This window comes from Lysobacter sp. GX 14042, assembly GCF_021390425.1.
In the GTDB taxonomy this organism is placed as follows: Bacteria; Pseudomonadota; Gammaproteobacteria; order Xanthomonadales; family Xanthomonadaceae; genus Novilysobacter.
In genome coordinates this window covers 118,465-142,043 of the sequence record NZ_JAJUWY010000004.1, presented here as the reverse complement: position 1 = coordinate 142,043, position 23,579 = coordinate 118,465, and the positions used below count along the sequence as shown (strand labels likewise).

The following is a 23,579-nucleotide window of genomic DNA, read 5'->3' as shown; positions in this document are numbered from 1 at the left end:
GCGGCGCGGTGGACATCAACGCGGAGCTGCTGCGGCAGTGGCCGCTGCCGGATCCTTCCGCCAGCGACAGCAAGGAGGACCGCGGCCGGGTGCTGGTGGTCGGGGGCAGCCGGCAGCTGGTGGGCGGCGTCCTGCTGGCCGGCATTGCCGCACTGCGCGCCGGCGCCGGCAAACTGCAGGTCGCCACGGTGGAGCCGGTCGCCGCGGCGCTGGCCACCGCGATGCCGGAGGCGCGGGTCATGCCGCAGGAAGCCGGCGGGGAGGGTGGCCTGGCGAAGCTCGATCGACAGGTGCTGGAGTCCGCTGCGCGGGCGGATGCGGTGCTGGTGGGTCCGGGCATGGAGGAGAGCGTTGCCACGCACGCAGTGGTGCGCCGGCTGCTGGCGCGGGCCGGGCGGGTCGTCGTCGCCGACGCAGGCGCCCTGCACCCGGGCACTCCGCGCGCCCGGCGGGACGGCATTGGCCTGGTGATGACACCGCACCACGGCGAGATGGCGTCACTGCTGGGAACCGGCATCGACGAGGTCCAGGCCGCGCCCGCCGAGACCGCCCTGCGCTACGCCCGGAACAACAACGTGGTGCTCGCGCTGAAAGGACCGACTACCTGGATTGCCGCGCCCGATGGCCGGCTCTGGGTCAACACCGGCGGCAGCCCCGGACTGGGCACCTCGGGGTCGGGTGATGTGCTGGCGGGGTTGATTGCAGGCCTCGCCGCCCGTGGCGCGGGTCCCGAGCAGGCCCTCGTCTGGGGCGTGCATCTGCACGCCCTGGCTGGCGCACTGCTCGCGCGGAACGTCGGCGAGGTCGGGTTCCTCGCCCGCGAGATCGCGGGCGAGGTGCCGATGTTGATGCACGCCCTTTCACAGGGGACGCAGGGAACGAGGCCATGCGCATCAGCCTGATCTCGGACACCCACGGCAAGCTCCGGCCGGAGGCGCGTGCCTTCCTGGCCGGCTGCGACCATATCGTCCACGCCGGTGACATCGGAAAGCCCGACGTGCTGGCCGACCTGGAGGCGATCGCGCCGGTCACCGCCATCCGTGGCAACGTGGATACGGGCGAGTGGGCCGAGGGCTTGCCGGAGGCCCGCGAGGTGGTGCTGTCGGGGGTGCGCCTGCTGGTGCTCCATGACCTCAGGCAACTGGCGGTGGACCCGGCGGAGCAGGGCATCCGGGTGGTGGTCTCCGGACATTCGCACAAGCCCCTGACCGAGGAACGCGAGGGCGTGCTCTACGTCAATCCCGGCAGCGCCGGCCCGCGGCGCTTCAGCCTGCCGGTCACCGCCGGCGAGCTGTTGCTCTCCGGCCCCATGCTCACACCGCGGATCGTCAATCTGCTCGAGCCTACACTCTCCCCCTGAGCCTCGGCCCATGCAGAAGCAGACCCTGATCCAGTTGTTCCTCCCGTTGCAGGGCGAAGCGGGGGCCGGCTACCCGCGGGACCTTTTCGACTGCGTGCGTGGCGAGCTGACCGAGCGCTTCGGCGGGGTCACCGCGTACCTGCGGTCACCCGCCGCGGGCGCCTGGGAGGACGACGACGGCGACGTGCAGCGCGACCGGATGGTGCTGCTGGAAGTGATGGCCGACCGGCTGGACCACCGCTGGTGGGACGGCTACCGCAGGGAGCTCGAGCAGCGGTTCGCCCAGGAGGAGATCCTGGTCCGCGCCTTTCCGGTGGAGCGGCTGTAGGCGCGACTAGCGGGGTCCACTGTCCCGCGCATCCTCCACCCCCGGGATCGGCGTTGCATCCGGGAAGGCGTCGCGCAGCGCATCGACACCTTCCTGCGGTCGCGCCAGTTCCACCAGGTCCTGGCGGTGCCCGCGGCGCTCGGTCGTATCCATCTCCATCCGTTCATCGCGCGAGCGCAGCAGTTCCGGCCGGGCCTCGCCATCGCGGTTGAACGACCAGGCCAGCATCGCCGGCCCGATCGGCATGCTGTCACCGGGTTGTGTCCCGTGACGGGTCGACCAGGTGTGCCAGGTCTTGCCGTAGCTGTTCATCTTGCTGCGCATCAGCGCCTTGTCGGCTGCTTCGGGGAGGCTGGGCGCAACGAGCTGGCCGGAGAGGATCTCACCGTTGTGGGGGTGCCAGAATTCCCGCTCATCCGCCGGCAGCTGGCCGAACAGGCGTTCGGAGACGATGTACTCCACGCCGGTCAGGTTCGCCGCCGTGGTGTTGCCATCGAACAACGCGCACTGGGCGAAATCCTCGTTGACCTGGTGGCAGAAGTGGTGCGCCTCCATCTGGTGTTGCGGGTCGTCCTTCATCGGATGGAAGCCGACCAGGTAGACGTCGAACTTCGCCATCGGACCGTTGTCCTGCAGTGCCTTGGCGCCGGCCTCCAGCAGGCCGGTGCGGGCGGATTCCGCGGCACCGGGCGGGTCGACGGCGGGCATGACGGGCTCGCCGCCGGTGCAGGCGGCGAGGGCCACCAGGAGAAACGGCGCGGACAGGCGAGGGGCGTTCATGCGCCGAGCGTCTGCCTCCTGGCGTGGACGTGTGGTCACGGCGGCGTTGGACGCCCTGGCCGGCCCGCGGCTCAGGACATCGGTTCGGGTGGCGCCGGGCCACCCGGCAGCGGAATCCACTCGTCGTGGTCCAGGTCGGGTAGCTTCATCCGGCCCGCGCGCCAGTCGGCCTTGGCCTGCCCGATCCGCTCCTTGCTGGAGGAGACGAAGTTCCAGTCGATGAAGCGTTCGCCCAGCGGCTCGCCACCGAGCACCATCAGCAGCGTGGGCTCGCGCGCGGTGACCGCGGTGGCACCCCGGCCGAACACCAGCATCTGCCCCGCGCCGTACACCTGCCCGCCGTGCTCGACCCCGCCCTGCGCCACGTAGACCGCGCGCTCGGGATGCTCGTCGGGCAGGGCAAAGGTGCTGCCGGCTTCGAGTTCGCAATGCAGGTAGAACATCGGCGAGTGCGTCCGCACCGGCGCCTCCAGTCCGAGCGCGCGCCCGGCCACCAGCCGGCCGCGGATCCCGCCTTCGTCGAACTCCGGCAGCTCGTCGCGGCCGTGGTGGTGGAAGGCCGGATCGGTCTCCTCGTCCCCTTCGGGTAGCGCGACCCAACTCTGGATCCCATGCATGTGGCCGCCGTGCGCACGCATCTTCTCGAAGCGTTCGGAGTGGGTGATGCCGCTGCCGGCGGTCATCCAGTTCACCTCGCCGGGCCGGATCGCCTGCTCGGAGCCGACGCTGTCGCGGTGCATCAGCTCACCGTCGAACAGGTAGGTGATGGTCGACAGGCCGATGTGCGGATGCGGGCGCACGTCCATGCCGCGCGGCATGCCCGGTTCGAAATCCGCCGGGCCCATGTGGTCGAAGAAGATGAATGGCCCGACCATCCTGCGACGGCGGAACGGCAGCACCCGGCCGACCTCGAAACCACCGCCGAGGTCGGCGCGGCGCCGGTCGATCACCAGTTCGAGCATCGTCCCGCCTCCGTGTCTGACCAGGGGATCGTAGCGGCCCGGCCGTTGCCGTGCCGCATGGCTGGAATATCATGCGCGCCCCGGCGTCCTGTCCGGGCAAGGAGCACGGGCGTGGAGCTGGGCCTGGAAGTACTCGCGCTGCTGATGGCGGTCGCGTTCGTTGCCGGGGTGATCGATGCCATGGCCGGTGGCGGCGGGTTGCTGACGATTCCGGCGCTGATGGCGGCGGGCATCCCTCCGGTGGCCGCGATCGCCACCAACAAGCTGCAGAGCAGTTTCGGCACCGCCAGCGCGGTATACGCGTTCGCCCGCAAGGGACGGATCGACTTCCGGCGCTTCCGCTGGCCGGCGGTGGCCGCCTTCATCGGCTCGGCGCTCGGTGCCTGGGTGCTGCAGCGTCTGGACCCCACGTTCCTGGAAGGCTTCATCCCGGTGCTGCTGCTGTTGATGGTCGTGTACTTCCTGGTCGCGCCAAAGGCCAGCGAGGAGGACCGCCACAGCCGGCTGGGCACCGCGTCGCTGATCGTGATCGTGGCGGTGATCGGGTTCTACGACGGCTTCTTCGGCCCGGGCACCGGCTCGTTCCTGACCACCGTGCTGGTCGCCCTGTTCGGCATGGGCCTGGTCTCGGCGACCGCTCACACCAAGCTGCTGAACCTGGCCAGCAACGTGGCCGCGCTGGCCACCCTGGTGATCGGCGGCCAGGTGCTGTGGGCGGTCGGCCTGGTGATGGCGGTGGCCAGTGTCGCCGGCGGGCAGGTCGGCGCGAGGCTGGCGATGCGGGTCGGCGGCCGGATGATCCGCCCGCTGCTGGTGACGATGGCGCTGCTGCTGATCGCGAAATTGCTGTCGGACCCGGACAACCCGCTGACCGGGTTCGTGCTGGGGCGGTAAACCCCTTCTCCCGCTTGCGGGAGACGGTTGGGGTGGGGACAAACAGCGGGTGGACTAGCGCTCGCCCTCCAGCCAGGCCTGGATCCGTTCCATGTCCCGCCGTACCGAAGCATTGAGCAGCTTGGGATCGTTCCCCGGAAGGTAGTCCTGGAACGTGGCGCCGGTGCGGTCGGTCGCGGCGGGATCGGCGCCGGCCTGGAGGAACTTCAGCACCGCGGCGGTATCGTTCACCAGCGCTGCCTGGTGGAGCGGGGTGGTGCGGTTGCGGTCGGCGACATCGAGGCGGGCGCCGGCGCGCAGCAGGAGGTCGATGTTGTCCCCGCTGCCGGCGCGCAGGGCGTCGTACAGCGGCGTGGCGCCGGTGACCGTGTTGGGGGTGTCGGGCGACATGCCGTGCCGGAGCAGCGCCTCCAGCCAGTACGGCGTCTTGCCCATCGCCGCCAGGTGCAGGGCGGTGCGCCCATCGGCGTTGCCGCGCCCGGGGTCGGCGCCCAGCGACAGCAGCAGGCGGAAGCCGTCGCGGTCGCCCTGCTTCATCACCCACTGCAGCAGGGGCTCTTCGCGTTCGTCCAGGGCGTTGGGGTTGGCGCCGGCCGCGAGCAGTTCGCGCGCCAGGGCTTCGTCGCCGCGGATGATGGCATCGGCGAACTGCGCGTTGCCCGGATTGCTGAAAGCCTGGTTCACATCGGTCCCTTGCCGGGCGCAGCCGGCGGTGGAGGCGAGCATCAGTGCCGCAGCCATGAGCACGCGCAGGCAATGCCGCACCCTCCAGGGGCAGGGCGCGGCGCAGGGGGGCGTGCGGGTTGCGGCGGTCATGCCGGCAACGGTACTACGCGATGCCACGCGGGCGCGTGCCACGGCTCACGCCATGCTCAGCGGCCGCCGCCGAGGCCCAGCCAGCCCAGGCCGTTGTTGATGGCCTGGCCGACATCGCCGGCGACATCGGCCACCTTCTCGACGCCGTCGCCAATCGCGTCGGCCACGCTGTCGACCGCGTCACCCACGGTATCGGCGACATCGCTCGCCACCTTGCCGGTGTTCTCGACGAAGCCGGCCACGGCATCCAGCGGGGCCTCCAGGCCGGTGTGGCCACCGATGTCGCGCAGGATGCCGCCGGTGCCGTTGGCGAGGTTGTGCACGGTATCGCCGGTCATGCCGATTACCCCGTCGACGATGTCCCCGGCACTGTCGACGGCGAAGTCCGCCAGGTCACCCGCCGCCTGCAGGGTGCCCTTGACGGTGTTGCCGTCGGCGAACTCGCGGCCGGAGGCGGCCAGCCCGTCAAGCAGTCCGGAACCGTTGTCGGCCAGCCCGCCGACCAGCTCCTGGCCTTGGCGGATGGCGCTGCCGAGCTGGTTGAGGTTGAACTCGCCATAACGCTCCAGGCTGTCGCGGCCGATGTTGCCGACCACCCCGATGGTGTCGCCGAGTACTTCGCCACCGGCGTCGATCGCCTGGTCGGCCAGGGTGCCCAGCAGCGGGTGGCCATCGACCGTCAGCCCGAGGCGCACCGCGTCGCCGAGGAAGTCCGCGCCCTGGCTGACGGCAGTGCCGAAGGCTTCGGGGGCGGTGGGGCGGGTGGAGGGGTCGTAGGCGGCGTTCTGGCGCAGGGCTTCGATGTAGGAGGCACCGTCGCCCCCGCCGCCGTGCAGGCCGATCATGTCGAGGGCGCCCAGGCCGGCGGGCGGGTCGATCCGCAGCTCGTGGCCGACCGCGTTGGGCGGGGACATGTTCAGCAGCGGAATCAGCGGGATGTCCTGCTGGGCGCCGTTGAGCGGATCGCCGTTGACGATGTAGCGGCGGATCTGGCCGTCGTCGGCGGCTTGCGCGCGCACCTCGTTGGGGTTGAAGCCCAGCAACTCCAGCGTCTGGTCGCTCAGGCCGGCGGCGTTGAAGGTCACCCCGGTGGTGTCGGTGGCCAGCGAGGCGGCCGAGGCCAGGCCGCCACCCAGCGAATGCCCGGTGAAGACCACGTTGCCCTCGCCGAACACCCGCTCGGTGAGCTTGCCCAGGGCGACGGCATCGCGGTACTGGCCGGTCTCGAAGCCCAAGCCCTGGCCCAGGTTGTCATCCAGGTCGCTGCGTTCGCCGGGAACCCAGTTGTCGGTACCGCGGAAGGCGACCACGTACTGGCCCTGGTCGTTCTGGTAGATCGCCGCGTCGAAGCCCTCGGTGGTGCTGAGCATAGCGGGGTCGATAGGGATCTCGTTGCCCTGCGCGTCCACCAGCGAACCGCCGTCGGCGCTGGGCTCCAAGCGCGTCCAGCCGGCCTCGTCCAACGCTTGCGCGGTCTGTGGGTTGTCGGCGTCGTAGACGTCGTTGGCCATCATCGCCAGCTGCAGGTCGGTGTCCGGCTGCGGCTGCTGGCCGCCGACCTGGCTGGCGAAGCCGCCATCGCCCTTCGGGTAGTTGTCGGCGATCTGCTGCAGTTGCGGCGGCAACGGGATCCCGTGCGCAAGGTGCTGCTGGATCCGCACCTGGTCGGCGACGGACAGCGGGTTGGCGATCGGCATGTTCATGCGCACGTCCCTGAATGGATGCCTTGAACTTAGCGGCCACGCCGGCCCGCGCCAGCTCGGACTGACCCTAGGCGCGGTGGTACCGGCGGCCGGGACTCACGACGAAGTCACGATGCGCGGACTACATCGTCTGCAGCTGAACAAGGACCCGACCCGATGCCAGACCCGAACCGCGGGTCCGATGGAGAGCCACAACAGCCTCCCTCGGAACCGGAAAAGACCCCCGTGGCCAAACCCCTGGGCGAGCGCGTCGCCGAGGCACTGAAAAGCGGGGAAGGCGAAGCGGCGCTGCAGAAGCTGCTGTGCGATGAGCGCGCGCCCGATATCGCCGTTGCACTCGAGAACCTGGAACCGGGGCAATGCGAGCGCATCTTCGAGGCGTTGGAGCACGACTGCGCCGGGGAGGTGCTGACCCTGCTGGGACCCGAGCGGGCGCGGGAGATCGTCGAAACCCTGCGCCTGGACCAGTTCCGGCGCCTGCTGGAGGACCTGCCGCCGCGCGATGCGGCGCTGGTCGCCGCCGAGGCGCCCGAGGAGTACCTGGAGGCGGCCCGGCGTGACCTGCCCGACGTCGCCGCCGATGCCGAGATCCGCGCCGCCTACCCCGAGGGCAGCGCCGGCCGGCTGATGACCAACCGTTTCCTGCGCCTGCGCCCGGAAATGACCGTTGCCGAGGCGCTCGACCTCGTGCGCGACACCGACCCGTCGATCGACGTGCCCTCCAACCTGTATGCCGTCAGCCAGGCTGCCGGTCCTTCGGGCGAGCAGCGCGAGACGCTGGAAGGGGTGCTGTCGATCCGCGCGCTGGCGATGGCCGACGCCGGGCAGCGCATCAGCGAGCTGATGGCGACCGACATGGTGACCGTCAAGGCCGAGGCGGAGGACGACGAAGCCGCCAACCTGCTGTCCACCCACAAGTTCTCCACCCTGCCGGCGCTGGACCGCGATGGCTTCCTGGTCGGGGTGATCCCCGGCGACGACCTGATGCACGTGCTGGTCGCGCGCATGCACCGCCGCTACTCCCGCGCAGTCGGCACCGACGCACAGGCCATGGAGGACGCCACCCCGCTGCAGGCGGCCAAGATCCGGGTGCCGTGGCTATTGGGCACGATGCTGCTGGAACTGGGCGCCGGCCTGGTGATCGCCCATTACAACGACGTGCTGGAACGGGTCATCCTGCTGGCCTCGTTCATGCCGGTGATCTCGGCCGTGGCCGGCAACGTGGGCCTGCAGACCGCGGCGATCACCGTACGCGCGCTGGATACCGGGCAGGTGTCGCTCAAGCACCGCGGCGCGGCGCTGCTGAAGGAAACCTACGTCACCATCCTGATGGGCGCACTGCTCGCCGCGGTCCTAGGCGGCATCGGCATGGTCTGGTCCAAGGACGTGACGTTCGCCCTGGTGATCGCCATCGCGCTGGGCTGCTCGATGCTGACCGCCGCCGTGATGGGCACGATGATCCCGATGATCTCCAAGAAACTGGGCTTCGACCCGGCGACCACCGCCGGCCCGTTCGAGACCGCGTTCCAGGACATCATCGGCTTCGGGGTGTTCCTGGCCCTGGCGACCCTGATGCTTTGACCACCAACTCCAGCACCTCGTCCGGCTGCTCCTTGTGCGGAAAATGCCCCACACCCGGCATCAGGTGCATCGTCGCCGGCCCCTGCACCAGCGCGGTAATCCGTTCCGGATGGCGGGCGGTGCCGTACTCGTCCTGGTCGCCGTGGATGGCGAGCACCGGGCAGCGCACCCGGCGCAGCTGCGCATCCAGGGTCCAGCCGGCGAAGCCCGGGTCCAGCCAGGTGCCGGTCCACGCCTCCAGCACCCAGGCCGCCTTGTCGCCGTGGTATTTCGCCAGTCGGGCGAGCTGCGCGGGTGGACGGAAGCCCGCGCCGACCCGGGCCACCCCCTCCAGCGTCCGGTCCTCGGTGAAGGCCTGCGCGGACAGGCTCACCACCGCCCGGCAGTCCTCGCGCCAGGTCGCAGCGCAGGCCAGGGCGATGCCGCCGCCGATGCTGTGGCCGAAAGCGACGAAGGCGCCGATGCCGAGGGCCTCGCGCACGTGGCGGAAGCCGGTGCGGGCCTCGTCGTCGATGAAGTCGAGGGGCAGCCTGCCCGGATGCGGATCCGAGCGGCCGTAGCCGAGGCGGTCGTAGGCGACGACCCGGCGGCCGGTGGCCTGGGCGAGCCGGGCAGGGAAGTCGCGCCACTGGGCGACGCTGCCGAGGGAATCGTGGAACAGGACGATGGGCGCGCCGGTGGCGCACTGGGGCTGCCAGCGGGCGGTGAAGAGGCGCCCGTTTGGTGTGGGGATATAGACCGGTTCGGGGGTGGGGACGCTCATGTGCAAAAGCTTAGCGGCGGCTGCTGCCTGGAGGGTCGATGGCGGAACTTCCCGCCTCGTGCATCGTATGTAGGGAGGGGCCCGGGAAAGCCGGCCCGCGATGCCGTCGATCGAGTGGGAGCGAGCCGATGCAGAACAAACCGGGGATCCTGGCGCAGGCCGTCAGGTTGGGGATCATTGCCACCGCGATAGCCGCCGGTCCGGCGTGGGCGCGGGACGCGAAGTTCGACGTGGCCGGGGGCACGCTCGAGCAGGCGCTTCCGGAGTTCGCGCGGCAGGCGGGCTTGCAGGTCATCGCGCCCGCCAGTGATCCGACTTCGTCCACGGTGGAGGTTCCACCGCTGGTCGGCCGGATGGATACGCGCGTGGCGCTCGCGCAGCTGATTGCCGGAACCGGGCTGCGGGTGGCGGCCGATGACGGCGACACCATCACCTTGTACCGGCCGCAGATGCTCGCCTCGCTGGGGGGCGCGGGTGCGCTGAACACAGTTGCCATGGCGCAGGCCGGACAAAGCACCGTGGCGCCAGTTCAAGTGGAACCCGAAGCCGCAGCGGCACAATCGAGGCCGGACGTCGCGACCCTGGACCAGGTGACCGTGGTCGGAACCCAGATCCGCGGCTCGAACGCGACGGCCATCCTGCCGGTGGTGACCCTGCAGGCCGAGCAGATCGAGGCGACCGGCGCCGTCTCCGGCGATGACCTGTTCCGCTCCATCCCGCAGATGGGTGACGTGTCCTTTGTCGGCACCAACGGCGGCAACAGTTCCAACTACGCGCGCGGCGACATCGCCTCGGTCAACCTGCGTGGCCTGGGCGTGGGCAACACGCTGCTGCTGATCAACGGCCGCCGCACCGTGGTCCACCCGACCAGCCAGGCCGATAGTGCCCTGGTGCCGGTCCTGACCTACAACGCCAACGCGATCCCGGTCGGCAACCTGCAGCGGTTCGAGGTGCTGCTCGATGGCGCGGCGGCGATCTACGGCACCGACGCGGTCGCGGGCGTGGTCAACAATGTCCTTCGCGACGACATCCACGGCGGCGAGATCACCGTCCAGGGCGGGGTGGGCGAGGGCACCGGGCTGCGCGACTTCGGCGTAAGCGGGATCGTCGGTCGCAACACCGACGACCTGCGCGGCAACGTGACGCTGTCGTTCAACCACTACCGCACCACCGGCATCGATTCGCTCGACCAGGACTGGACCGCCACCGCCGATCGCCGTTTCGACTTCGTCGGCACGCCCTTCGAGGGCATTGGCACCCTGGACTCGCGCCACGCCACCAGCGCCTGGGGCAACTACACCACCGGCACCCCGGTGATGCGCAACGGCGAGCTGGTCACCTCGGCCGCCGGCGCCTTCCACGTGCAACCGGTCAGCAATCCCGACTGCGCCGCGGAGCTGGGCGACGGCAACTGCGTCGCCAGCGGCAGCAAGGCGAGTTCCGGCGCCGACCGCAACCTGCGTTCGGATGCGCAGGCGCAGTGGCCGCTGTCGCTCACGCCCGAGGTGCGCCGTACCAACCTGTTCCTGACCTCAAAGTGGGACTTCGACAGCGGCATCACCTTCTTCAGCGAGCTCGGCTACTACCACGCCGATGCCGACAGCCTGCAGATGCCGGTCAACTCGATCGGCGCGCTGCCGGTCGTCGTGCCGGCCAGCAACTACTGGAACCCGTTCGGCAGCAGCGCCAGTCCGAACCGACTGGAGGGCCTGGACGTGGGCCCGGACGGCCTGCCGGTCACCATTTCCTCCTATCGCTTCGAGCGCCCGACCAGGATCCAGGTGGAGAACCAGCAGGTCCGGGCGCTGGCCGGCCTGCGTGGCTACCACCACGGGTTCGACTGGGAAAGCGCGCTGCTGTACTCACAGGCCAGGGTGGTCGACACCCAGCAGGCGGTGAGCATGACGCGATTCCAGCAGGCGCTGGCCGACCCCACCGCCGACGCCTACAACCCGTTCTGCGGCGGTTGCAACGACGACCGCGTGCTCGACCGCTTCTATGTGGATGCCGTGCGGGAAAGCCGGACCGGACTTTCACTGTGGGACCTGAAGGCCTCCCGTCCCGACCTGTTCGCCCTGCCGGCGGGCGAGGTGGGCCTGGCCATGGGCGTGGAGGCCAGGCACGAGCGCCAGCGCGATGATCGCGATCCGCGCGTGGACGGCACGCTGACCTACGTGGACGCGGTCACCGGGGCGGAGATGCCCAGTGACATGTACGGCGTCAGCCCGACTCCGGACACCGAAGGCTCGCGCACCGTGACCGCCGCGTTTGCGGAGCTTTCGGTGCCGCTGGTCGCGCCGGGCATGGAGGTGCCGCTGGTCCGTTCACTGGACTTGCAGCTGGCCGGTCGCGCCGAGCGCTACAGCGACTTTGGCAGCGTCGCCAAGCCCAAGCTGGCGCTGGGTTGGGAGGTGGTGGATGGCCTGCGCGTGCGTGCCTCGTGGGCGGAGGGGTTCCGCGCCCCGAACCTCGAGCAGGTCAACGCCACCCTGGTCAGCCGCTCCAACACCCGCACCGACTACATCCAGTGCGAGGCCGACGTGCGTAGCGGTGCATCCGACGCGTTCACCAACTGCGGCCATTCGACGTCCACCACGGCGCGCCGCTCGGGCAACCCCGACCTGAAGCCGGAGACTTCCACCAACACCAGCGCCGGCCTGGTCTGGCAGCCGCGTTTCCTGCCCGAGGCCGCAGGCCAGTGGAGCTTCTCGGTCGACTATTTCAAGTACGACCAGGAGGACATCGTCGGGCTGTACGGCGAGGGCAACGCGCTGATCCTCGACTACCTGCTGCGCACCCAGGGATCATCCAACCCCGAGGTGGTCCGCGCCGATCCGACGGTCGACGACATCGCCCGCTACGAGGGCACCGGCCTGGATCCTGCGGGCCGGGTGCTCTACGTCAACGACCGCTACGTGAACATGCAGCCACAGACCGTCCGCGGCATCGACTACGGGATGTCGTGGCGGTCGGCCCAGACCCGCTTCGGCGAGTTCGGCCTCACCGTCAACGGTACCCGGGTGCTCGAGTTCTACCGCGACCTCTCGCCCGACATCCAGGTGCTGGCCGACGCGCGCGATGCCGGGTTGATCGACGGTTCGGTGTGGGTCGCCGGCGGCGGTGACCTGATCGGCCAGAACGGCATGCCGGAGTGGAAGTGGAGCAGTACCGCCACCTGGCGGCTGGGCGGGCTGAGCCTGGGTGGCAGCGTCCGCTACACCGGTGCGGTCACCGACACCTGGCTGTCGGACAGCGACGGCAACCAGTGGCGCATCGATTCGCAGACCCTGGCGAACCTGTTCGGGCGCTACGAGTTCTCCGGTGGCGGCGCGCTGGATGGCCTGGCGGTCAAGCTGGGCGTCAACAACGTCGCCGACAAGCGTCCGCCGGTCAGCTCCAGTGCCTACGGCTACCAGTCCGGCCTGTACCAGCCGTATCCGCGGTACTGGTACATGAGCGTCAGCAAGAAGTTCTGATGGCCGGTACCCGCGATCCCGATACCCCGCTGTCGTCCGGTCGGGCAGCGTGGCTGGCGGAACACGTCCTGCCGCATGAGCCGGAGTTGCGCCGCTGGCTCGGTGGCCGGCTGGGGCTCCCGGCGCAGGACGTGGACGACATCGTCCAGGAAAGCTACGCCAAGTTGGCCGGGCTCGACGGGGTGGAGCACGTGCGCGAGCCACGGGCCTACCTGCACACCGTGGCCCGTTCGCTGGTGCACCAGCACCTGCGCCGTGCCCAGGTGGTGGCCATCGAGACCATGGCCGAGCTGGACGGACTCGGTGGGCAGGACCCCGGCGCCTCGCCGGAGCGGTTTGCGGCGTCGCGCCAGCAGCTGGCGCTGGCACAGCGGCTGGTGGCAGGCCTGCCGGGTCGTTGCCAGGAGGTATTCCGGTTGCGCCGCATCGAGGGACTATCGCAGCGGGAGACCTCTGCCCGGCTGAAGATCAGCCAGAGCACGGTCGAAAAACACATGGTGAAGGCATTGCGCCTGCTGATGGCGGGCGTGCAGACCAACGACGAGGCGGCGCCCGCTCCCCCGGGCCGTGCCAGTCCGGGCAGGAACCGGTCACATGGAAGAGCTTGACCGCAAGGACACCGATGCCGTCGCCGCGGCCTGGGTCGTGCGCGAAGACGGCGGACTGCTGACGGACGCCGAACGCGCCGAACGTGACCGCTGGGTTTCGGCCTCGTCGCGGCATTTCGGGGCCTATGCGCGTGCCCGTGCCGTGCTGGCGTGGAGCGACCGCATGGCAGTCGCGGCCCCGCCGGTGCGCACACCAGTCCGCCGGCGCTGGAGCCTCGTCGCTGCCGCCATGCTGGTGGTGACGCTCGCGGGCGTGCTGATGCTCACCTGGCCGCGCGGGACGCTGCACCAGACGGCGCGCGGCGAGATCCTGCGGGTCGTGCTCGAGGATGGTTCCACCATGACGCTGGATGCGGGTTCGCAGGTGCGCGTGCACTTCGGGCCCGATAGCCGCGAGCTGCGGCTGCTGTCGGGCATGGCCCTGTTCGATGTCGCGCACGATCCGCAACGCCCGTTCACGGTGGAAGCCGCCGGCACGCGGGTGACCGCAGTGGGCACGCGCTTCACGGTGGGCGTCGAGAAAGGCCGCGGGGCAGGCGGCGGGCCGGTCGAGGTCCTGGTCAGCGAAGGCGTGGTCGACGTTGCCGCCGATGGGGCGCTTCCGGTGCCGGCGCGCCTGCACGCGGGAATGCGGGCGGTCGCGCGTTCCACGGCGGGCGTGGAAGTGGAGCAGGTCGACGAGCAGGAACTGGCCCGCCGGCTGCTCTGGCGCGACGGCATGCTGGCGTTCAATGGCGACACGCTGTCGGTGGCGGCCGCGCGGTTCCGCCGTTACAGCGACGTGGCCATCATCATCGACGACCCCAGCGTGGGCAGCCAGCGCGTAGTGGGCCTGTACCCCTCCAACGATCCGGCGGGGTTCGCACGCCACGTGGCTCTCAGCCTGGGGCTGGAGTTGGAACAGCGCGAAGGCGGCGTGCGACTGTCGGCACCCGGGCGGGTTGACGGCGGTGGCGCCGCGCCGCGCACGCAATGAGGACCACCTGAAGATGCATAACCGACGTTTCCTTTCCATTGCCTGGTTCGCGGCACTGCTGCTCGCGCCCCTGCTTGCCGGCGCCGCCGACGCAGGCCTGCTGATCCGCGATGCCCGCGTGTTCGACGGGGACACGCGGCAGGCGGCGAAGGTCGATGTGCTGATCGAGGAGGGGCGGATCGCCCGTATCGGAACCGGGCTGCAGGGCGGGGCGGAGACCCGGATCCTCGATGCCGATGGGCTGTCACTGGTGCCCGGGCTGTTCGACCTGCACACCCACTGGACCCCGAACACACGGCCCGCGGCGCTTCCGGCCATCGCCAACGCCTACCTCGATGCCGGCGTGACCACGGTGGCCGACTACCACCAGGCGCCCGAAGCGCATGCGCCGCGTCGCGAATGGCTCGACCGGCTGGCCGCGCCCACCGTCCAGTTCGGCGCCCGGGTGAGCACGCCGCTTGGCCACGGTGCGGACTGGGCCGACCAGGCCACCACCCGCTGGGTCAATTCACCCGATGCCGCACGCGCGGCAGTGCGGGAGATCGCCGCCTACCGGCCCGACTTCATCAAGGCGTTCACCGACGGCTGGCGTTACAACAATGCCGCCGACAACACCAGCATGGACGAGGCGACGCTCACCGCGCTGGTCGACGAGGCGCACCGGCACGGCATCAAGGTGTTCACCCATACCGTGACCGTCGAGCGCGGCAAGCAGGCGGCACGGGCCGGCGTCGACCTGATCGCCCACAGCCTGCTGGACCGTGAGGTCGACCGGGAGCTGGTCGACCTCATGCTCGAGCACGGCACCGCCTATGGGCCGACCCTGGCGGTGTACGAGCCGGTGCGGGTCGGGGACGGACCGCCCAGGAATCCGGACAGCCCGGTACTGCGGCAGCGGCGGATCAATTTCGCGACCGCGCTGGCCAACGTGAAGCGCCTCCACGAAGCCGGGGTGCCGGTGGTCGTCGCCACCGATGCCGGAATGCCGGGAACCCCGCATGGCCGTGCCACCACCCGGGAGCTGGAACTGCTGGTGGGCGCGGGGCTGACCCCGTACGACGCGTTGCAGGCGGCAACCGCCACCGCGGCGCGGGTGCTGGGAACGCCGGACCGGGGGGTGATTGCACAGGGTGCGCGCGCCGACCTGGTCCTGGTCGAGGGCGATCCCTGGCAGGACGAAACGGCGATGCAGCGGGTGCGGCGGGTGTTCCTGGCCGGCACCGAGGTCACCGGCCCGGATGCCCGGCGCCCGGCCGCGAACGCACGCGACCATCTTCCGCCACGGCCGTTGCCGGCCCTGATCGATGATTTCGAGCGCGGCGACGGGCGCACCGCACTGGACACGCTGCGGATCGGTGACGCCGACGGCGGCAACGACCGCACCTGGCAGTCGAGCCTGCGCGTCCCGCGTGACGGTGGCGATGGCCACGTGCTGTCCACCCACGTGCGGCTATCGCATTCCGACAACGCCTACGCTGCGGTGATCCTGCCGCTGTCGCGCGGCTCGGTCGCTCCGGCCGGCCTGGCAGCCCACGCCGGGGTGTCGTTCCAGGCGCGGGGCGAGGTCGGCTCCATCCGGGTCGAGATCCGCGGCCAGGACGGGCGCAGGTGGGCGCATGATTTCGAACCCGGGCCGCAGTGGCGCGAGTACGCCATCGAGTGGGACGACTTTGCGGGGCTGGCGCCGTGGGGTGGTGGCGATCCGCCGGCGTGGCGCCCGGACGATGCGCTGCAGATCGCCTTCTCGGTGGCGGGCGATCCCGGCACCACGGGGTGGTACGAGCTCGACGAGGTGCGCCTGTATGGCGGTCCCGAAGGCGTGGCGCCATGAGGTGGCCGGTCGCGCTCTTGGGCATGGCGCTGGCTCTCGCTGCGCCGGCCTGTCCCGGCAGTGACCGCCCCGGCGCCGGACAGGAAGAGGTCCTCTCGCGGGTCCAGGACTGGGCGGGGCCGCAGGCGGCCCTGGCCGACAGCCTGTGGAAACACCCCGAACTCGGCTACCTGGAGCACGATGCATCGGCCCTGATGCAGGACCGGCTGCGCGAGGCCGGTTTCCGGGTCGAGTCGGGCGTGGCCGGCATGCCGACAGCGTTCGTCGCCCGCGCGGGCCGGCGCGGCTCCGGCCCGGTGATCGCCCTGCTCGCCGAGATGGATGCCTTGCCCGGCATGGCCCAGGCGGCAGAACCGGTGCTTTCGCCCGTGCCCGGACAGGACGCGGGCCACGCCTGCGGCCACAACCTGTTCGCGGCGGGCTCCATCGGTGCCGCCCGGGCCATTGCCCAGTGGCTGGAAGCCGGTGGCCACGAGGGCGAGGTCCGCGTCTACGGCACCCCTGCCGAAGAAGGCGGCTCGGGCAAGGTGTTCATGGTCCGTGCCGGCCTGTTCGACGATGTCGACGTGGTGCTGCACTGGCACCCGTCGGGAACCAACTCGGCGACGCAGGCGACCAGCCTGGCCAACATCAGCGGCAAGTTCCGATTCCGCGGGACCGCCGCGCACGCCGCCATCGCGCCCGAGCGCGGCCGCTCGGCGCTGGATGGCGTCGAGGCCATGAACCACATGGCCAACATGCTGCGCGAGCACGTCCCGGACGGCACCCGGATCCACTACGCCATCACCGATGGCGGCCGCGCGCCGAACGTGGTTCCGGCGGCGGCCGAGGCGTACTACTACGTGCGCCACCGCGACGCGCGGGTGGTGCGTGACGTGTTCGCGCGCCTGCAGGCGGCAGCCGAGGGCGCGGCAATGGGCACGGGTACGCAGGTCGGTTTCGAGCAGCTCGGCGGGGTGCACGGGTTGCTGCCCAACGACGTGCTCGGACGCGTGCTCGATCGCGCGCTGCGCGGGGTTGGCGGAGTCGGGTACAGCCCCGCGGAAGCGGAATTTGCGAAACAGCTGCAGCAGTCCTTCGACCGGGCACCGGCGGTGGAGAGCGCGATCCAGGTGGAGCCCTATCGCAGCGATGAACACGGCCTGGCGTCCACCGACGTGGGCGACGTCAGCCAGGTCGTTCCGACCGCCGGGCTGTCCACCGCCACCTGGGTACCGGGCACGCCCGCGCACAGCTGGCAGGCGGTCGCGGCCTCGGGCATGTCGATCGGGCACAAGGGTGCGCTGAACGCCGCCTCGGCCCTGGCGATCGCGGCGGTGGAACTGTTCACCCATCCGGAGCTGGTCGCCCAGGCCCGGGCCGAGTTCGAGGAGCGGCGTGGCGCGGACGATGCCTACCGGCCGCTGCTCGAGCGTGAAGCCCCGCCGCTGGACTATCGCCGCCTCGACTAGCGGACTGTCGCCGCACGTCGCCATCATCGGGCCGCGCTTGCAGCTAGCCTATGGCGACAGGGCGCCGAGACGGCGCCGCACGGAAGGCGCCCATGGCGGTCGAAGCCGAATCCCGGTGGCAGCTTGGCCCAGGCACCGAGCAGGGCCTGCTGCGCATCTCGATCATCGTGGTCGTGCTGTTCGCTGCCCTGGGCATCGTCTTCGGGCTGCTGTCGGGCTCCTTCGCGATCATCTTCGACGGCGTGTTCTCGCTGATCGATGCCTGCATGACCATGGCCGCGCTGCTGGTGGTCCGCCTGATCGCCGCCTCCAACGCCGGCGGGCTGCGCAACAAGCGCCTGGTCGACCACTTCACCATGGGTTTCTGGCACCTGGAGCCGATCGTGCTCGGGGTCGATGCGCTGCTGCTCACCGGGGCCGCGGTCTACGCGCTGATCAACGCCATCGACTCGTTCCTGGTCGGGGGGCGCGAAGTCCACTTCGGGCTCGCCTTGGGCTATGCGGCCCTCACCACGGTGGTGAGCTTCGCGATGTGGCTGTTCCAGTTGCGCGCCAACCGCCGCATCCGTTCCGGCTTCGTCGGGCTCGACGCCAAGGGCTGGCTGATGTCGGGCCTGATCGCCGCTGCACTGCTGGTCGCCTTCGCAGGGGGATGGGTGCTGGAAGGCACGGCGCTGGACTGGGCCACCCCCTACATCGATCCGGCGGTGCTGGCGCTGGTGTGCCTGGTCATCATCCCGATGCCGCTGGGCACGATCCGGCAGTCCCTGGCCGACATCCTGCTGGTCACGCCGGCAGACCTGAAGCACCACGTGGACACGGTGGCGGGCGAGATCGTCGCCGTCCACGGCTTCCTGGACTACCGCGCGTACGTGGCGAAGGTCGGGCGCGGGCGCCAGATCGAGATCGCCTTCATCGTCCCGCCCGGCGAGCCGGCCAGGACAGTGGAGGAGTGGGACCGGCTGCGCGACGAGATCAGCGAGGCCATCGGTGGCGATACGCCGGACCGGTGGCTGACGATCGTCTTCACGGCCGACCCGGAGTGGGCGGACTAGCAGGTGACGGGCCGCGGGTCACGGTGCCGGTGATCAACCCCCGGTAGCATGCCCGCATCACCTGGAGCGGCACCCCATGAACCTGCTGCATGTCGGTAGCACCGGCCTGGTCGGCCGCCACGCCCTGGACCTCGCGCTGGAGGACCCGCGCGTCCGCACCCTCGTTGCCCCTGTCCGCCGGCCGCTGCAGCAGCGTCACCGCAAGCTGCTGGCGCCGGTGGTCGATTTCGACGCGCTGCCGGCCGACGCGCCCTGGTGGCGGGCCGATGCGGTCATCTGCACGCTGGGGACGACGATGCGCCAGGCGGGCTCGAAGGAGGCCTTCCGGAAGGTGGACCTCGGGTACCCGCTCGCGGTCGCGCGGCTGGCGCGGGAGCACGGCACGCAGGTGTTCGCCCTCAATTCCGCGATCGGCGCCCACGCCGGCTCGGCGATCTTCTACAACCGGGTCAAGGGCGAGTTGGAGCACGAGTTGCAGGCGCTGGGTTTCCGCTCCCTCACCTTCGTGCGGCCCGGCCTGATCGGCGGTCGGCGCGAGGACGCGCGTCCGGGCGAGGGGCGTGCCGGCCGGTTGATCCGGGTGCTGGGGCCCCTGGTGCCCCGCCGCTGGCGGATCAATCCGGCGGAGAAGATCGCTGCCCGGCTTCTGGAGGCCGCGGTTGACGGCAAGCCGGGCACCCACGTGGTCGCTTCGGCGGAGTTGGTGTAACCCCGGCTGGAACGCACCGGGCCAGCGGGCGTTCCCATTCAGCTTGCTATGCTGCCGCGCTTGAAGGAGCCCCCATGAGCCTGTTGCTCCACCGGCAGCGAGTGCGTGCCTGATGGCCACGTCTCCCGCGCCCACGCCCTCCATTTCGACCCGCCGCCTGGCCCTGCTGCTGGCCGGGCTGTCGATGTTCGGCCCGTTCGCCATCGACACCATCTTTCCGGCGTTCCCGGCGATGGGTGGCGAGCTGGGCGCGGACAAGCTGGCGATGCAGCAGACCATCAGCTTCTACCTGGTGGCCTACGCGGTGATGAGCATCGTCCATGGGCCGCTGTCGGATGCCTTCGGGCGCCGGCGGGTGATCCTGGGTGGCCTGTCGGTGTTTACCCTGGCGTCGGTGGGCTGCGCGCTCTCGACCGAGCTTGGCACGCTGCTGGCGTTCCGCGTGCTGCAGGGCCTGAGTGCGGGTGCCGGCCTGATCGTCGGCCGGGCGGTGATCCGCGACGTGCTCGAGGGCGCGGCGGCGCAGCGGCTGATGAGCCAGGTGTCGATGATCTTCGGTGTCGCCCCGGCGATCGCGCCGATCATCGGCGGCTGGCTGATCGGCTGGTCGCACTGGACGTCGATCTTCTGGTTCCTGGTCGTGTTCTCGGCGGTGCTGCTGCTGGTGACCTGGCGCGGCCTGCCCGAGACACTGCCGCCCGCCGAGCGGTCCTCGATCTCGCCGCGGGGCCTGTGGGGCGACTACCGGACGATCGCGGGCAACACGCACTTCAGGCGGCTGGCCGCGGCGGCGGCGTTCAACTTCGGTGCGCTGTTCCTGTTCATCGCCTCGGCGCCGGCCTTCGTGCTCGACCTGCTGCAGTTGCGTGGCGAGCCGCTGGGCGAGCAGGACTTCCACTGGTTCTTCGTGCCGATGATCGCCGGGATGATGCTGGGGGCGTGGCTTTCCGGGCGCATGGCGGGCCGGGTGGAGCCGCGCCGGCAGGTGGCCCTGGGCTTCGGGGTCTCGGCGGTGGCGATGGCCATTGGGCTGGGCTACAACCTGCTGGTCGACGCGCCCCAGGTGCCGTGGGCGGTGTTGCCGGTGGCCCTGAACGCCTTCGGCATCGCGCTGGTGTTCCCGGTGGTCACCCTGCTGATCCTGGACCTGTTCCCGCGCCACCGCGGTTCGGCCTCGTCGATGCAGGCCTTCACCACGCTGGTCCTCAACTCGGTGCTGGCGGGAATCGTGTCGCCCTGGCTGAGCCACAGCGCGCTGTGGCTGACCGCCGCGGCGGCGACGCTGATGGTGCTGGGCTGGGCCTTCTGGACGTGGGAAATCCGCCGGGCGCAATAGCCGCGTGGCGGCGTATCGCGCCGGGCCGCTGACAGTCGACCGGGTAGCGGAGCGCCCCCGGATCACTTGCTCAGCCCCGCGCAGGCGCCGGTGGCGCCGACCACCCGCAGGTGCGTCCCTCGTTCTGTTCCCTGAGCCATTCCTGCAGCGGGGCGAAGTACTCCAGCACCGCCGAGGCATCCATCTTGCCCTCGCCGGTCAGCTCGGCCAGGGTGTCCTGCCACGGCTGGCTGGCACCGTGCGCCAGCATCGCCTGCAGCTTCCCGCCGGCGGCCTTGTTGCCGTAGAAGCTGCACTCGTGCAGCGGGCCATCGAAGCCGGCCGCGTCGCACAGCGACTTGTAGAACTGGAACTGCAGGATGTGCGCCAGGAAGTAGCGGGTGTACGGGGTGTTGCCCGGTACGTGGTACTTGGCGCCCGGGTCGAAGAACTCCTCGCCGCGCGCGTCCACCGGGGCCACGCCCTGGTACTTCGCCTTCAGGTCCCACCACGACTGGTTGTAGTTGTCCGGGGTGATGGAGCCGTCGAACACGCCCCAGCGCCAGCGGTCGATCATCAGCCCGAAGGGCAGGAAGGCCACCTTCGACAGCGCCATGCGCATCTGGGCATTGATCAGCGCCTCGTCGGTCTGCTGCTGCGCGTCCATCAGGTCGATCGACTCCAGGTACTTCGGGGTCATCGCCAGCACGATGGTGTCGCCGATGGCCTCGTGGAAGCCGTCGTGGGCACCGGTCTGGAACAGCGGCGGCTTGTCGTTGTAGGCCAGGTAGTAATAGACGTGGCCCAGCTCGTGGTAGATCGTGGTGAACTCTTCCTCGTTGGGCTTGATGCACATCTTGGTGCGCACGTCGCCCTTCATGTCGATGTCCCAGGCGCTGGCGTGGCAGACCACGTCGCGATCGCGGGGCTTGATGAACTGGGTGTTCTGCCAGTAGCTGTCAGGCAGCTTGGGCATGCCCAGGGAGGTGTAGAAATCCTCCGCGCGGCGGGTCATCTGCCGGGCCGAGGCGTCCTTCGCCTCCTGTTCCAGGTCGGCCAGCGCCGCCGGGCTGCGCTCGCCGCTGTACTGCGCGATCCGGCCGGCGTGGATCTGCTGGTAACGCGACTCCAGGGCGCCGGTGATGTCCAGGCTGCCGGCACCGGGGTAGGGCGCCAGCATGTCCCACAGGTTGCTCCAGTCCTGCTGCCACATGTTGCCCATCAGGTGGGCCGGCAGCAGCCCGCCGTCCACGTGCCCGCGCTCCCCGCCATAGCGTGCATCCAGGCGGGTGCCGGCATAGCAGTGCAGCTGCTCGTAGAGCGGCCGGACCTGGTTCCACAGGCGGTCGGTCTCGGCCGACAGCTCGGCCGGGCTCATGTCGTAGGACGAACGCCACATCTCCCCGGCGTCGGCGAAACCGAGCTCGTCGGCACCGGCGTTGACCAGCTCCACGAAGCGCGCGTAGTCCTCGCGCATGGGCTGGGAGATGGTGTGCCAGCCGCGCCAGGCGTCCAGCTGGGCGTCGTAGTCGCGGTTATCGCGCAGCACGTCCTCGAGTTCGCCGAGCTGGCGGCACTGGCGCGCGTTGCCCTCGCCGGTGCAGTACTCGCCGGCCCCGTACATGCCTTCCATGCGGCTGGCGATGCGGGTCAGCTCGGCCAGCTGGGCGGGATCGGAAGGCGCCGGCATCGAGGTGCCCAGGCGCAGCAGCTGTATTGCGCGCGCGGTCTCCGGGCTCATCTGCTGGCCCTCGAAACGCCGCGACTCCTCGATCCACCTGTTGAGCTGCGCCAGGTAGCGTTCGTTGGCCTTGGCCGACAGCAGCTGGGTGTCGTCGTTGATGTAGGTCGAGGAGAGCCACTGCGGCGTGGTGATCTCCGGGTACATCGCCATGATTTCGTCGTTGACGCGGGCGATGAACTGGTCGGCGGTCTCCTCGCCGTCCGCCTGCCGTTCGCCGCCGGTGCGGGCCTGTTGTCCCTCCGCGCCCGGCGAGGGTGCGCGGTCGCAGGCGGTGAGGGCGATGCCCGCCGCGATGGCGAGCACGAGCAGGCGGTTGCGTGGCTTCACGGCGTTCTCTCCGGCGGGCGCCCAGGCGGGCGCAACGCATGCAGGCTAGTGGCACCGGCCCGCAGGGCGCAATAGCCCCGCCGCCGCCGGCGTGTCATGCGTGCGGCAGCAGCGAGCGTTGTTCGAGCCACGCCCGGGCATCGTCGGCATCGCGCTCGAACCAGGCACGCGCCGATCCCAGGCGGAAGGTGTAGCCCCAGGCATCCATGTCCGCCATCAGCCGGTCACGGCCGACGCCGGGCAACTCGTCGGCGAGCAGGATCTGCAGGTAGCAGGTCGCGTCTTCTTCCTCGACCGAATCGGTGGCATCGGTATGGACCGCCGCCCGCCGCTGCGGTGGCAGCACGATCAGGTGGCCGGCCTCGTGCAGCAGCGAGTGCACCGGCGTGTCCGCGCGCGCGTGGACACGGTTGCCGATCAGGCCGGCCTCGCACCCGCCCCAGTAGCTGCCGGGGATCGGCTCGCCGTCGGGCACGCGCACCAGTTCGAGGCCGTAGCGGGCGAGCAGGGCGGCCGGCGCGTCGAAGCCGGTATCTGAAAGGAGGAGCATGAGGTGTCCGGGACATTCCGGTTGCGGGCGGAACGTCCATGGATGCCCGCCTGCGCGGGCATCACGGAGCTGCGCGGCGCGGCTGTCAGGCGGCCGGGGCGCCGTTCTCGGGGAGGGAGACCGAGATGTCCAGCACCTTGTTGTCGCCGTCGCCGACCAGGTCGACCTTGACCGCCTCGGCGTCGACGCTGACGTACTTGCGGATGACTTCCAGCAGCTCGCGCTGCAGCATCGGCAGGTAGTCCGGGCCACCGCGGCTGGCGCGCTCGTGCGCGACGATGATGCGCAGGCGGTCCTTGGCGACCGCCGCGGTCTGTTTCCTGGCCAGCAGGAAGTCGAACATGCCCATG

At 70.4% G+C, this 23,579-nt stretch carries 21 protein-coding genes; 13 read left to right on the top strand and 8 right to left on the bottom strand.

Features of this window, described 5'->3' with window-relative positions; translation table 11 throughout:
* Positions 1-8 precede the first annotated feature (8 nt).
* Genes LY625_RS07980 through LY625_RS07970 form a run of 3 tightly spaced genes read left to right on the top strand, consistent with a single transcriptional unit; the run spans position 9 to position 1,688 of the window.
* A complete protein-coding gene (locus LY625_RS07980) occupies positions 9-902 on the top strand; it encodes an NAD(P)H-hydrate dehydratase (protein WP_233739494.1) in 894 nt (297 codons plus the stop codon).
* A complete protein-coding gene (locus LY625_RS07975; protein ID WP_233739493.1) occupies positions 887-1,360 on the top strand; it encodes a metallophosphoesterase family protein in 474 nt (157 codons plus the stop codon). Before LY625_RS07980 ends, LY625_RS07975 begins: the two co-directional genes overlap by 16 nt.
* Before the next feature lie 10 nt (positions 1,361-1,370).
* On the top strand, positions 1,371-1,688 hold the full coding sequence (locus LY625_RS07970) for a hypothetical protein (RefSeq protein ID WP_233739492.1): 318 nt from the start codon (positions 1,371-1,373) through the stop codon (positions 1,686-1,688).
* A 6-nt stretch (positions 1,689-1,694) separates the two neighbouring features.
* On the opposite strand, the gene LY625_RS07965 is transcribed toward LY625_RS07970, so the two are convergent.
* Together LY625_RS07965 and LY625_RS07960 are read right to left on the bottom strand one after the other, a co-directional pair.
* The gene (locus tag LY625_RS07965; RefSeq protein WP_233739571.1) at positions 1,695-2,396 is read right to left on the bottom strand and encodes an OBAP family protein; all 702 of its coding nucleotides are present in this window, start codon (positions 2,394-2,396) and stop codon (positions 1,695-1,697) included.
* 143 nt (positions 2,397-2,539) lie between these two features.
* Positions 2,540-3,430 (bottom strand): pirin family protein, encoded by an 891-nt coding sequence (locus tag LY625_RS07960; protein ID WP_233739491.1) that lies wholly within the window; start codon positions 3,428-3,430, stop codon positions 2,540-2,542.
* 111 nt (positions 3,431-3,541) lie between these two features.
* Between LY625_RS07960 and LY625_RS07955 the strand changes: the two genes are divergently transcribed.
* A complete protein-coding gene (locus tag LY625_RS07955) occupies positions 3,542-4,324 on the top strand; it encodes a TSUP family transporter (RefSeq protein ID WP_233739490.1) in 783 nt (260 codons plus the stop codon).
* Positions 4,325-4,378: 54 nt separating this feature from the next.
* Here the strand turns inward: LY625_RS07955 and LY625_RS07950 are convergent, their stop codons facing one another.
* Both LY625_RS07950 and LY625_RS07945 read right to left on the bottom strand, forming a co-directional pair.
* On the bottom strand, positions 4,379-5,008 hold the full coding sequence (locus LY625_RS07950; RefSeq protein ID WP_233739489.1) for an ankyrin repeat domain-containing protein: 630 nt from the start codon (positions 5,006-5,008) through the stop codon (positions 4,379-4,381).
* Between the two features lie 188 nt (positions 5,009-5,196).
* Positions 5,197-6,843: an Mbeg1-like protein gene (locus LY625_RS07945; protein WP_233739488.1), complete on the bottom strand. Its 1,647-nt coding sequence runs from the start codon at positions 6,841-6,843 to the stop codon at positions 5,197-5,199.
* A gap of 225 nt (positions 6,844-7,068) precedes the next feature.
* Between LY625_RS07945 and LY625_RS07940 the strand changes: the two genes are divergently transcribed.
* Positions 7,069-8,424, top strand: a complete 1,356-nt coding sequence (locus tag LY625_RS07940; protein ID WP_233739487.1) for a magnesium transporter — start codon at positions 7,069-7,071, stop codon at positions 8,422-8,424.
* On the opposite strand, the gene LY625_RS07935 is transcribed toward LY625_RS07940, so the two are convergent.
* Positions 8,378-9,187 carry an alpha/beta hydrolase gene (locus LY625_RS07935; protein WP_233739486.1) on the bottom strand — a complete coding sequence of 270 codons (810 nt, stop codon included), beginning with the start codon at positions 9,185-9,187 and terminating at the stop codon, positions 8,378-8,380. The two genes, LY625_RS07940 and LY625_RS07935, sit on opposite strands and share 47 nt — an antisense overlap.
* A 128-nt stretch (positions 9,188-9,315) precedes the next feature.
* Between LY625_RS07935 and LY625_RS07930 the strand changes: the two genes are divergently transcribed.
* The 8 genes from LY625_RS07930 to LY625_RS07895 all read left to right on the top strand — a co-directional run bounded on the left by LY625_RS07930 (position 9,316) and on the right by LY625_RS07895 (position 20,629).
* The gene (locus LY625_RS07930) at positions 9,316-12,663 is read left to right on the top strand and encodes a TonB-dependent receptor (RefSeq protein ID WP_233739485.1); all 3,348 of its coding nucleotides are present in this window, start codon (positions 9,316-9,318) and stop codon (positions 12,661-12,663) included.
* The gene (locus tag LY625_RS07925; protein ID WP_233739484.1) at positions 12,663-13,271 is read left to right on the top strand and encodes an RNA polymerase sigma factor; all 609 of its coding nucleotides are present in this window, start codon (positions 12,663-12,665) and stop codon (positions 13,269-13,271) included. Before LY625_RS07930 ends, LY625_RS07925 begins: the two co-directional genes overlap by 1 nt.
* Complete coding sequence (locus tag LY625_RS07920; RefSeq protein WP_233739483.1) at positions 13,258-14,247, top strand: FecR domain-containing protein; 990 nt, start codon at positions 13,258-13,260, stop codon at positions 14,245-14,247. Before LY625_RS07925 ends, LY625_RS07920 begins: the two co-directional genes overlap by 14 nt.
* A 13-nt stretch (positions 14,248-14,260) precedes the next feature.
* On the top strand, positions 14,261-16,078 hold the full coding sequence (locus LY625_RS07915) for an amidohydrolase family protein (RefSeq protein WP_233739482.1): 1,818 nt from the start codon (positions 14,261-14,263) through the stop codon (positions 16,076-16,078).
* Positions 16,075-17,529, top strand: a complete 1,455-nt coding sequence (locus LY625_RS07910; protein WP_233739478.1) for an amidohydrolase — start codon at positions 16,075-16,077, stop codon at positions 17,527-17,529. The genes LY625_RS07915 and LY625_RS07910 overlap by 4 nt, the downstream gene beginning before the upstream one ends.
* A 92-nt stretch (positions 17,530-17,621) precedes the next feature.
* A complete protein-coding gene (locus LY625_RS07905; protein WP_233739476.1) occupies positions 17,622-18,584 on the top strand; it encodes a cation transporter in 963 nt (320 codons plus the stop codon).
* Positions 18,585-18,660: 76 nt separating this feature from the next.
* Positions 18,661-19,293 carry an NAD-dependent dehydratase gene (locus tag LY625_RS07900; protein ID WP_233739474.1) on the top strand — a complete coding sequence of 211 codons (633 nt, stop codon included), beginning with the start codon at positions 18,661-18,663 and terminating at the stop codon, positions 19,291-19,293.
* Between the two features lie 112 nt (positions 19,294-19,405).
* On the top strand, positions 19,406-20,629 hold the full coding sequence (locus LY625_RS07895; RefSeq protein WP_233739465.1) for a multidrug effflux MFS transporter: 1,224 nt from the start codon (positions 19,406-19,408) through the stop codon (positions 20,627-20,629).
* 70 nt (positions 20,630-20,699) lie between these two features.
* Here LY625_RS07895 and LY625_RS07890 read toward each other — a convergent pair whose 3' ends face one another.
* The 3 genes from LY625_RS07890 to minE all read right to left on the bottom strand — a co-directional run bounded on the left by LY625_RS07890 (position 20,700) and on the right by minE (position 23,578).
* Positions 20,700-22,679 carry a M2 family metallopeptidase gene (locus LY625_RS07890; RefSeq protein WP_233739463.1) on the bottom strand — a complete coding sequence of 660 codons (1,980 nt, stop codon included), beginning with the start codon at positions 22,677-22,679 and terminating at the stop codon, positions 20,700-20,702.
* Positions 22,680-22,773: 94 nt separating this feature from the next.
* Entirely contained in the window at positions 22,774-23,229 is a 456-nt protein-coding gene (locus LY625_RS07885) for a hypothetical protein (protein ID WP_233739461.1), read from the bottom strand.
* Positions 23,230-23,314: 85 nt separating this feature from the next.
* Positions 23,315-23,578: a cell division topological specificity factor MinE gene (gene minE, locus LY625_RS07880; RefSeq protein ID WP_233739459.1), complete on the bottom strand. Its 264-nt coding sequence runs from the start codon at positions 23,576-23,578 to the stop codon at positions 23,315-23,317.
* Position 23,579 lies beyond the last annotated feature (1 nt).